This is a genomic window from Bathymodiolus platifrons methanotrophic gill symbiont, assembly GCF_002189065.1.
In the GTDB taxonomy this organism is placed as follows: Bacteria; Pseudomonadota; Gammaproteobacteria; order Methylococcales; family Methylomonadaceae; genus Methyloprofundus.
In genome coordinates, this window is the sequence record NZ_BDMN01000340.1 from 1 (window position 1) to 9,627 (window position 9,627).

Below are 9,627 nucleotides of genomic sequence, written 5' to 3' on the forward strand. Positions count from 1 at the left end.
AGCATAGTTTCAATTTTACCATAAATAATTATTGGGAAACTTCAGTAGGTAAAGACTTGGGTATCGTTAAATATTCTGTTAAACGTTGCCTTGTGCTGCCCCGAACTCTTGTCAATGGTAAATTCATTCATCACAGCATAGTTCATCACGATCGGCAGGCCGAAGATAAAACCCTCCTCGGCAATATCTTTGATATCTGCAAGTTCAGTGTTATCTGCAAGTGTAGGAGTATCTGCACGTTCCGCCTGGGCAAGTTCTGCCTGCGCAAGCTCTAACTTAATGTTCGCTAGTTCAGTTGCAACAGCTGAATCTCTTTTCGTGCTACAGCCGCTGAGAATGCTTATAAAGGTAGCGAGTACCAATACATTGATAATATATCGCTTGATGTTCATGGTATTTCCTTAATTCATTAATAAACTGTTTCAGCAACACAGTTATCGACAAAAATCCGCCGCCAGAAAACTGCAACTGTGGCCGTGCAAAGTATATTTAAGGCTTGTGAGAGTGGCTAGCTCTATGTTTCCATCGTTATTAATAAAGTCTGGAATTCTTGCTATTCCGAAAAACCAAAGGTTGTTCATCAGCTGATAAAGCACTTTCTCTAGCTGAATCTAGCGCATCTTGAATCACTTGTCTGTCAGGTGATTTGCTACATACTGGGTCAGCTTTATACATATCCCCTGTTAGCAAATAGGCCTGGCAGCGACAACCGCCAAAATCCTTGTCTTTTTCATCACAGCTTCTGCAAGGCTCTTGCATCCACTCATTGCCCCGGAAAAAATTGAAGGCCTTGGATTCATGCCAGATATCTGAAATGCTGTGATCGTTCACGTTGGGGCAGTCCAGACCAGGTAATTCACGTGCTGAATGGCAAGGTAAGGCAACACCATCAGGTGCAATAGTAAGGAATGTAGTGCCCCAGCCATTCATACAGGCTTTAGGGCGGTCTTCATAAAAATCAGGGACGACATAATAGATCTTCATTTTGCCCGCGACTTTTTCTTTGAATGCCTGGGCGATTTCCTCGGCCTGCTCAAATTGCTCCTGAGTCGGTAATAATAAATCACGGTTGGCATGTGCCCAGCCATAATACTGAGTATTGGCAAGCTCTAAATAATCAGCTCCCAGTTCTTCTGCCATGGCAAGAATTTCAGGCATTTGATGAATATTTTCGCGATGAATCACTACGCACAAGACCATAGGATAGCCATGTTTTTTCACCAAACGCGCGACTTCCTGTTTGTGCTCAAAAGATTTGGTGCCTGCGAGATGGTCATTTAGGTCTTTGGAGCTAGCTTGTATGCTAACCTGAATATGATCCAGTCCTGCTTCTTTTAACTGAATAATCTTTTCTTCAGTTAAGCCATAGCCAGAGGTAATCAGATTGGAGTAATAGCCTAATTCTCGTGCGTGTTTGACTAGTTCGGGTAGGTCTGGGCGTGTTAAGGGTTCGCCGCCTGAAAAGCCGAGCTGAACAGCGCCCATTTTACGGGCTTCTGAGAGTACACGTTTCCAGTCTTCGGTGTTGATTTCGTCACTATGCTTTGCATAATCCAGAGGATTAGAGCAGTAAGGGCACTGCAAAGGGCACTTATAAGTAAGCTCTGCAAGTAACCAGCGAGGAGGGGTGATTTTAGTCTTGTTGGATCCAGCCATTATTGAATGCCACGTCTAGGAAGCTAGTAATATCGTTTTTTAAACCAGTAGTAGAAAATTTTTCTTCTAGATCATTTATTATTTGATCCAGGTTTCGCGAGCCATCGCAAAGCTTTAAAATTTCAGCTGAACTCTGGTTTAGTTCAACCATACCTTCAGGGTATAGGATAACGTCTTTTTGTTGCGCCTCTTCCCATTGCAGTCTGTGCATGGAGGAGAAGTTGATGGGTAACTCAGGGTTTATGGTCATATTTTATGCTTATTGTAGGCTGGGTTAGATTATCAAGCGCAGCAAGATAACGTAACCCAGCATTTATCGATAATCCTGCATAATGCCGGGTTACGTTTTTTCACTACGTTCAAAAAGCTAACTCGGCCTACGCTTAATTTTCAATATTAAAATACGGAGGCATATCGTTAATATACGCCATATACATGGCATCTGCCATAGACCACAGAACATTTAACTTAAACTGTAAGATTTCAATCATACGTTCTTGCTGCTCACGTGTTTTGTAGTAATCCAGAGTAATTTCCAGACCATGTTCTACATCGCGGCGTGCTTCTGTCAGACGTTTACGGAAATAAATATAACCTTCCTGCTCTACCCATGGATAAAGTTCCGGCCAGTTGTCTAAACGCTGCTGATGAATTTTAGGTGCAAATAATTCGGTTAAAGACGAACTAGCGGCTTCATGCCAGTCTGAATTGCGGGCAAAATTTACATAAGCATCGACGGCAAATTTTACACCAGGCAGGACATGCTCTAAAGAAGTAACTTCTTCACGCGTCATGCCCACAGCGAGACCTAACTGTACCCAAGCTTCGATACCTCCGGGGTCTCCAGGGTGGCCGTCATGATCAAGAATACGTTGCGTCCAGATGGCGCGGGTTTCACGGTCTGGGCAGTTGGCTAGGATATTGGCATCTTTAATCGGGATCATAATCTGATAATAAAACCGATTGGCGACCCAGCCCTGCAGTTGTTTTTGCGTCAGTTTTCCGGCGTTCATCAACGTGTGCATGGGGTGGTGTATATGGTAATACCTTTCCATGCCCCGTAACTGGGCTTCAAACTCTTCGCGTGACCAAGGTGTTTGTTCTGTCATATTTAAAGCTCTATATTCATGTTGTCGAACGACACTTCTATACCGTGCTGGTTTAGTATATCGCGTTCCTTTGATTCTTCATTGAGAATCGGATTAGTATTATTGATGTGGATTAAAATTTTGCGCGGCTTATCCAGAGTATCTAAAAATTCGATCATACCGCCTGCACCAGACTGTGGTAAATGCCCGATTTTTCTTGCTAATAATGGGCGGCCTACCGAGGCCAGTTCGTCATCAGTCCAGAAAGTGCCGTCGACCATAACGCAGTCAGCCGCAGCCATTGCTTTTTCTACATGGGGTTCGATCAAGCCTAAGCCGGGCGCGTAAAAAGTAGTTTTTCCGGTGGAGATCTGGCGAATGATCATACCAATATTATCACCTTCGTGAGGATCATTACGATGCGGTGAATACGGGGGAGCTTTACTTTTCAGTGCCAGAGCGGTGAATTCAAGGTCATCAATATTAGGAATGGTAAAAGAATCACCGTTCAGTGGAATAGGGTGATCGTTGACACCACAAAAGTGTTCCAGAATATTGAAAATAGGAAAACCAGTGCTAAGGTCTTGTTTGACCATATCCGTGCAATAAATATTGAGCGGGTCGCCCTCGCGTAAAATGAGTAAGCCGGTTGCATGGTCAATTTGCGAGTCGATAATGACTATTGCTTCAATGCCCGTGCCACGTACTTTATTTTTGGGGTGAATTTCCGGAAAACTCTCTAATTGTGCGCGTACATCTGGAGATGCATTAAATAGCACCCAGTGTTCTCCGTCAGATGAGATAGCGATTGATGACTGGTTGCGCGTGCTGGCTTTAATAGTGCCGGCTCTTACGGCTTTGCAATTGGGGCAACTGCAGTTCCACTGCGGAAAACCACCTCCAGCGCCTGAGCCGAGAACTCTTATTTTCATAGTTATAGTCTGTTAGCAAATAAATAGGCAAAAAAAAGGGCTCTTCATTGAAAATGAAGAACCCTTTTTCATCAGAACCGAACGATTAACGGTTGTAGATATACATAGTTACTTCAAAACCAAAACGTAGGTCTGTGTATGCTGGTGTTTCCCATTTCATAAAATATCCTCCGGAGTTATGTTTAATTATTCTTATGCTAGCTTGATCAAGTAAGCCAGCTCAGAGTATACGATGAACTGTTTTTTTGCGCAACTTAATTAAGTTCCCTAGATTGAAGCGATGAGCAAGAGTGGTTTTGCGATTCATTTTGAAAATAAAAAAATATTTTATATATAGTATTGAATTTTATAAGAATTTTTGGGGTTTCTAGCTGGGGTGTTGGGTTAATATCTGGATGCTAAAAAAATGACTAATAGTATAAAGCCTGGCTGTATGTAAGAGTTTAATGTTATTGATAGGTTTTTGCTTGTACACAGATAGATACAGAGTTATATTACGCTTTGATAACAATAAAAAATAATGTTTGGGAGTAGTCTTATGGTCGGTGATATATTGTTAGTTAGTTTCTTTATGTGGATTGTTGCTATCTGCGCATTTGCACCACTAGGGTATTTTATTTATATGTATTCTATGAAAAGTGGTGAGCCTTTTGGCGATACTGAGCCGCATGGCGACAGTGAATCAAAAGTGCTTGATCTGGCTGAGCAGCTTATTCACAAAGTAAAGGATATGCTAGGTAAAAAATAAGCCAGAGCTTGTTAGCCTGGGGAATTTTAGAAACGAGAAAAGTGCCTAGTAGGGGCAACTCCTTGTGGTTGTCCTTTCTGTGGTTACGCATCTGGTGGGCATGGGCAACCACAAGGGATTGCCCCTACGGTCAGTTTCTACATGTCGGGCAATTCTTATTCTTACGTAACTTCATTTCATTCCATTGCATGGATAGCCCATCCAGCAATAACAGCCTACCCGCTAGGGTTTCACCTATACCCATAATTAACTTCATGGCTTCCATCGCTTGAACGCTACCAATAATCCCGGTAATCGGCGAAATAACCCCATTTGTTGCGCAATTCTGTAATTCTTCGCCACTTTCAGCATATAAACAGTTGTAACAGGGGCTGTCATCATTTGCTACAAAAACACTTACTTGCCCCTCAAAACGGATCGCTGCTCCTGAAACGAGTGGTTTTTTATGTTTTACGCAAGCCTTGTTAATCTCAAAACGGGTGCTGAAGTTATCCGTGCAATCCAGCACGATATCAGCCTTCAGCACTTCTTTTTCTAACTGTTCACCCTGTAGGCGTTGCTTAATAGCAAAAACGCGTGTGTCAGGATTTATTTTATTTAATGTTTGCTGGCTTGAAATGACTTTATCAGTCCCAATATCGTCTGTGTAATGAGTAATTTGTCTTTGTAAGTTGGATAAATCCACTTGGTCATCGTCGTAGAGGGTAAGCGTGCCAACGCCTGCTGCTGCTAGATAAAGTGAGGCAGGTGAACCTAGTCCACCTGCACCAATAATAAGTACATGTGCATTAAGTAACTGCTCTTGTCCCTCGATATCCACTTGGGGAAGCATGATTTGGCGGCTATAGCGTAACAATTGTTGGTCGTTCATATGGCTGTGATTTTAGATAAGTAGACTGTAAATGATGCCACAAACTTGACATACTGCAAAAGCAGATTATTATTAGCACTCATATTGAGCGAGTGCTAACAGAATTTATTTTTTTAATTTTTAAATATTATCAGGAGATGTTGATGAATATACGTCCTTTACACGATCGTGTGATAGTTAAACGTGTTGAAGAAGAAACTACAAGCGCAGGTGGTATTGTTTTACCTGGATCAGCTACTGAAAAGCCAAGTGAAGGCGAAGTTTTGGCTGTTGGTAACGGAAAACAACTGGATAACGGTGAAGTGCGCGCGTTAGAAGTTAAAGTGGGCGATAAAGTACTTTTCGGCAAATACTCTGGTTCAGAAGTAAAAGTTGATGGCGAAGAAGTGATCGTTATGCGTGAAGAAGATATTATGGGTGTTTTGGGTTAAGTCTCAGAATATTCTAATTCATTAAATTTATTTAACAAATACAGTCAGGAATTAACATGGCAGCAAAAGAAGTAAAATTCGGTGATGACGCACGCTCTTCAATGGTCGCAGGCGTAAATATTTTAGCAAACGCGGTAAAAGCTACATTAGGACCAAAAGGTCGTAATGCTGTTTTAGATAAAAGCTTTGGCGCACCAACGATCACTAAAGATGGTGTGTCGGTTGCAAAGGAAATCGAATTAGCCGATAAATTCGAAAATATGGGCGCGCAAATGCTTAAAGAAGTTGCATCGCAAACATCTGATGTAGCGGGAGACGGAACAACAACAGCAACTGTACTGGCTCAGGCAATCGTTAGCGAAGGCTTAAAGTCAGTTGCTGCAGGCATGAACCCAATGGATCTAAAGCGTGGTATTGATTTAGCTGTGACTAAATCAGTTGAAGCGATTATTGCTTCAGCAACACCTTGCACAGATAACAAAGCGATTGCACAGGTTGGTACGATTTCGGCAAATGCTGATGAGTCTGTGGGCAAAATCATTGCAGAAGCAATGGGGAAAGTGGGTAAAGAAGGGGTTATTACTGTTGAAGAAGGTACTGGCTTAGACAATGAATTAGATGTTGTTGAAGGTATGCAATTTGACCGTGGTTATTTGTCTCCTTACTTCATTAACAATCAGGATAGCATGAGTGTTGAATTAGATGATCCGTTCATTTTATTATTCGACAAGAAAATCTCTAATATCCGTGATTTACTGCCAACGTTAGAAGCCGTAGCGAAAGCTGGCCGTCCTTTATTGATTGTTGCCGAAGATGTAGAAGGCGAAGCGCTAGCGACATTAGTTGTTAACAATATGCGTGGTATCGTTAAAGTTGCAGCTGTTAAAGCTCCAGGTTTTGGTGATCGTCGTAAAGCAATGTTAGAAGATATTGCTGTATTAACTAGTGCAACAGTTATCTCTGAAGAAATTGGTTTGTCTCTAGAGAAGGTTGAATTAGATCAATTAGGAACAGCGAAGAAAATTCAAATCACAAAAGAAAACACAGTGATTGTTGATGGTTCTGGTTCTGAAGAAAATATCAAAGGCCGTGTGGCACAAATTCGTGCACAAGCGGACGAAGCAACTTCTGATTACGACAAAGAGAAACTACAAGAGCGTCTTGCTAAATTAGCAGGCGGTGTTGCAGTGATTAAAGTTGGTGCTGCAACTGAAGTTGAAATGAAAGAGAAAAAAGCACGCGTAGAGGATGCATTGCATTCAACTCGTGCTGCTGTGGAAGAGGGTGTTGTTGCCGGTGGCGGTGTTGCTCTAGTTCGTGCTCTTAGTGCGCTAGACGGTGTAGAAGGAGCAAATCATGATCAAAAAGTCGGTGTTGATATTTTACGTCGTGCAATGTCTGCCCCTTTACGTCAAATCGTAGCTAACGCGGGTGATGAAGCTTCTGTCGTATTAAACCAGGTAGCTGCTGGTGAAGGTAACTACGGTTATAATGCGGCGACAGGTGAATACGGCGATATGATTGAAATGGGTATCCTGGATCCTGCTAAAGTAACACGTGCAGCATTACAAAATGCAGCATCTGTTGCTAGCTTAATGATCACTACTGAAGTGATGGTAGCCGATGCTCCATCTGATGATAGCGCACCTGCAATGCCTGATATGGGTGGCATGGGCGGTATGGGTGGAATGGGCGGCATGATGTAAGCCAGCACAAAGCCTAGCTTTATCAAGAGCCTCGCTACCTGAAAAGGTAGTGAGGCTTTTTTTTGTTAACCTGAGTAGAGCGGACTTTAGTCCGCTAAGAACCTAAAGAGTGTAGATAGCGTTTTCCTATAAGCGTCTAATTATGAGTGTAAGTATCGAATCTACTGATCTCTCAAACTATTTTTAGTTAGCTTGTTGAGAGCTGTATTAAGAAAAATTGATATGTCGAAATTTAATATAAATATTTACGAAGTTATTTTCTCATTATCTGATGCGGTGGACTTGGTGGGTGTCGATCAAATTTATCATGGCAAACGAGTTGCTTATATAGCTGCCGAGTGCGGTAAAGCACTAAATTGGGATGATGATCGTCTGGATGACTTATTTCTCGCCGCAATTTTGCATGATTGCGGTGTTTCCAATACTGCAATACATTCAAAACTAACCAACTTTGAAGGTAAAAATGTAGGAAATCATTGCGATAAGGGAGCGGACTTATTACAAAAAAGACCCATGCTTGCCCACTTGGAAAATTACGTAATGTATCACCATACGCCCTGGACAGAATTGCTAGGCCTGGACTTGTCTGAAGCCGTAAAATTTGGTGCCAATTGTATTTACATGGCCGATAGGGTAGATATTCTTGCTTTGAATGGACTTGAAAGTGATCCTAATATTCTTGGCAGCAGAGAACAAATAAGAAGGAAAATAAAAGCAAAAGCAGGGCGTTGGTTTCATTACGATCTGGTTGATATATTTTTGCAAATATCAGCACCTGAATCGTTTTGGTTATCCATGGAACAAGCACAACTGTCAGGCTATGCTTCATCCTTGATTCAACATCACTCAACTCAGGAAATAGACTTTCAAGAACTAAAAAAAATAATTCTTATTTTCTCGCAGATTGTCGATGCAAAAAGTACCTTTACCACTCAACATTCAGATGGTGTCGCAAATTTATCCAGAACCCTCGGGGAATTATTCAAGCTTTCTGAGCATCAGTGCGATAAACTCGAATTAGCAGGACTATTGCATGATTTAGGTAAATTACGAGTTCCCGATGAAATTTTAGATAAGCCTGGTAAATTGACCCAGTCAGAATATTATATAGTCCAGCGGCATAGTTTTGACAGTTATGACATTTTAAAAAATATCACTGGGTTTGAAGATATAGCAAAGTGAGCAGCACAACATCATGAGCGTGTCGATGGTAGTGGTTACCCCTACCGTAATAATGACCAGGAGCTTTCAATCGAGGCAAAAATTATAGCTGTTGCCGATGTTTTTCAGGCATTGACACAAAAGAGAGCCTACCGAGATAAATTTTCTCCGCAAAACATCATGTTGGAATTAAATAAGCAAAGTCATGCCGGTAAGTTAGACAAAGAAGTTGTATTAATGGTAGAGAACCATTTTATAGAATGTTTACAATCGGCAGAGTTGCTTGATGCCAATTTATAAGGCACCGATAAAGCGTGTTTTGCTTGGCGAGGCTTTAGTCCCGCCTTGATTCTTTTTTAAAGTTTAAGCCTCTGTCAACTCTTCAGCTCGATAACTAAAGGTAAGCTATTAACAAACAGCAACACACCCAGACGTTTAGATTGATTATTCACCTTTGATGACAAACTGAGTAACCACCCAAAATGAATTATTCCCAGCTTGTTTAAAATCAATTAGCTTAACTAATACATCTCTTCAAACACCTCAACATTAACACCACCGGTTATCATCAGATGAAACTCCTCGTTATTGCTCATAATGCCATTATCGTTATGACCCCAGCGAGAGAACCTGCTGGTAAGTTTCCATTAATGCAGTATCAGGTAGGTCAGGATTAAGTTTTTCTAATGATGATTTAAAATGATTTTCTAAAACCACACTATCAAGCTCAACTCTTTGTGGATTATCGCTATTAGGCACAAGACTGGAGCGATGAAAGTAGTGATAACCTTGATTGATTAATAACTCAATCAGGTTTTGTTCAATGGCATCTTCGTTTAAAGCAGACATAATATTTATCTTCCTGCCATTTTACTGGGTTACTTTGAATGTATTGTGAGATTATAAGGTGCGAGTCTTCATTACGAATAATATGCTCATAATAATTACGTTGCCATAAGCGCTTATTAAAGCGCGGCCAATTATTAGACTGAAGTTTCCTAGAAATTCATCAAGCGACCATGCGTAACAAAACG

The 9,627-nt window shown here is 41.3% G+C and carries 11 protein-coding genes and 1 pseudogene; 4 read left to right on the forward strand and 8 right to left on the reverse strand.

The annotated features are described in order from the left end of the window. Nucleotides 1-41: 41 nt before the first annotated feature. The 6 genes from CDZ78_RS24385 to pqqA form a co-directional block, all read right to left on the reverse strand. The gene (locus tag CDZ78_RS24385; protein ID WP_087871070.1) at nt 42-392 is read right to left on the reverse strand and encodes a hypothetical protein; all 351 of its coding nucleotides are present in this window, start codon (nt 390-392) and stop codon (nt 42-44) included. 139 nt (nt 393-531) lie between these two features. Continuing rightward, nucleotides 532-1,656 (reverse strand): pyrroloquinoline quinone biosynthesis protein PqqE, encoded by a 1,125-nt coding sequence (pqqE, locus tag CDZ78_RS17095; RefSeq protein WP_087871071.1) that lies wholly within the window; start codon nt 1,654-1,656, stop codon nt 532-534. Further along, nucleotides 1,634-1,906, reverse strand: coding sequence for a pyrroloquinoline quinone biosynthesis peptide chaperone PqqD (gene pqqD / locus CDZ78_RS17100; RefSeq protein WP_087871072.1), 273 nt, complete (start codon nt 1,904-1,906; stop codon nt 1,634-1,636). Before pqqD ends, pqqE begins: the two co-directional genes overlap by 23 nt. 133 nt (nt 1,907-2,039) lie before the next feature. Then, complete coding sequence (pqqC, locus tag CDZ78_RS17105) at nt 2,040-2,765, reverse strand: pyrroloquinoline-quinone synthase PqqC (protein ID WP_087871073.1); 726 nt, start codon at nt 2,763-2,765, stop codon at nt 2,040-2,042. 2 nt (nt 2,766-2,767) lie between these two features. After that, nucleotides 2,768-3,676, reverse strand: coding sequence for a pyrroloquinoline quinone biosynthesis protein PqqB (gene pqqB, locus CDZ78_RS17110; RefSeq protein WP_087871074.1), 909 nt, complete (start codon nt 3,674-3,676; stop codon nt 2,768-2,770). Between the two features lie 85 nt (nt 3,677-3,761). Beyond that, nucleotides 3,762-3,836, reverse strand: a complete 75-nt coding sequence (gene pqqA, locus CDZ78_RS17115) for a pyrroloquinoline quinone precursor peptide PqqA (RefSeq protein WP_080524503.1) — start codon at nt 3,834-3,836, stop codon at nt 3,762-3,764. Between the two features lie 378 nt (nt 3,837-4,214). On the opposite strand from pqqA, the gene CDZ78_RS17120 reads away from it, so the two are divergent. Next, complete coding sequence (locus CDZ78_RS17120) at nt 4,215-4,424, forward strand: hypothetical protein (RefSeq protein WP_087871075.1); 210 nt, start codon at nt 4,215-4,217, stop codon at nt 4,422-4,424. A 130-nt stretch (nt 4,425-4,554) separates the two neighbouring features. On the opposite strand, the gene CDZ78_RS17125 is transcribed toward CDZ78_RS17120, so the two are convergent. Continuing rightward, entirely contained in the window at nt 4,555-5,295 is a 741-nt protein-coding gene (locus CDZ78_RS17125; RefSeq protein ID WP_087871076.1) for a HesA/MoeB/ThiF family protein, read from the reverse strand. Nucleotides 5,296-5,438: 143 nt separating this feature from the next. On the opposite strand from CDZ78_RS17125, the gene groES reads away from it, so the two are divergent. From groES to CDZ78_RS17140, 3 genes and pseudogenes are all read left to right on the forward strand, one after another. After that, nucleotides 5,439-5,726, forward strand: a complete 288-nt coding sequence (groES, locus tag CDZ78_RS17130; protein WP_087871077.1) for a co-chaperone GroES — start codon at nt 5,439-5,441, stop codon at nt 5,724-5,726. A 56-nt stretch (nt 5,727-5,782) separates the two neighbouring features. Continuing rightward, a complete protein-coding gene (groL, locus tag CDZ78_RS17135; protein ID WP_087871078.1) occupies nt 5,783-7,432 on the forward strand; it encodes a chaperonin GroEL in 1,650 nt (549 codons plus the stop codon). 222 nt (nt 7,433-7,654) lie between these two features. Beyond that, nucleotides 7,655-8,893, forward strand: a pseudogene (locus CDZ78_RS17140) (HD-GYP domain-containing protein). Between the two features lie 309 nt (nt 8,894-9,202). Here the strand turns inward: CDZ78_RS17140 and CDZ78_RS17145 are convergent. Next, nucleotides 9,203-9,442, reverse strand: coding sequence for a type I restriction endonuclease (locus CDZ78_RS17145; protein ID WP_087871079.1), 240 nt, complete (start codon nt 9,440-9,442; stop codon nt 9,203-9,205). Nucleotides 9,443-9,627: the final 185 nt, after the last annotated feature.

Bases quoted from the DNA above. Each gene is read 5' to 3' on its own strand.
- CDZ78_RS17125 (WP_087871076.1), bottom strand. From the start codon at position 5,295: ATGAACGACCAACAATTGTTACGCTATAGCCGCCAAATCATGCTTCCC.
- groL (WP_087871078.1), top strand. From the start codon at position 5,783: ATGGCAGCAAAAGAAGTAAAATTCGGTGATGACGCACGCTCTTCAATG.
- pqqB (WP_087871074.1), bottom strand. From the start codon at position 3,676: ATGAAAATAAGAGTTCTCGGCTCAGGCGCTGGAGGTGGTTTTCCGCAG.
- pqqD (WP_087871072.1), bottom strand. From the start codon at position 1,906: ATGACCATAAACCCTGAGTTACCCATCAACTTCTCCTCCATGCACAGA.
- CDZ78_RS17145 (WP_087871079.1), bottom strand. From the start codon at position 9,442: ATGTCTGCTTTAAACGAAGATGCCATTGAACAAAACCTGATTGAGTTA.
- CDZ78_RS17120 (WP_087871075.1), top strand. From the start codon at position 4,215: ATGGTCGGTGATATATTGTTAGTTAGTTTCTTTATGTGGATTGTTGCT.
- pqqE (WP_087871071.1), bottom strand. From the start codon at position 1,656: ATGGCTGGATCCAACAAGACTAAAATCACCCCTCCTCGCTGGTTACTT.
- pqqC (WP_087871073.1), bottom strand. From the start codon at position 2,765: ATGACAGAACAAACACCTTGGTCACGCGAAGAGTTTGAAGCCCAGTTA.
- CDZ78_RS24385 (WP_087871070.1), bottom strand. From the start codon at position 392: ATGAACATCAAGCGATATATTATCAATGTATTGGTACTCGCTACCTTT.
- groES (WP_087871077.1), top strand. From the start codon at position 5,439: ATGAATATACGTCCTTTACACGATCGTGTGATAGTTAAACGTGTTGAA.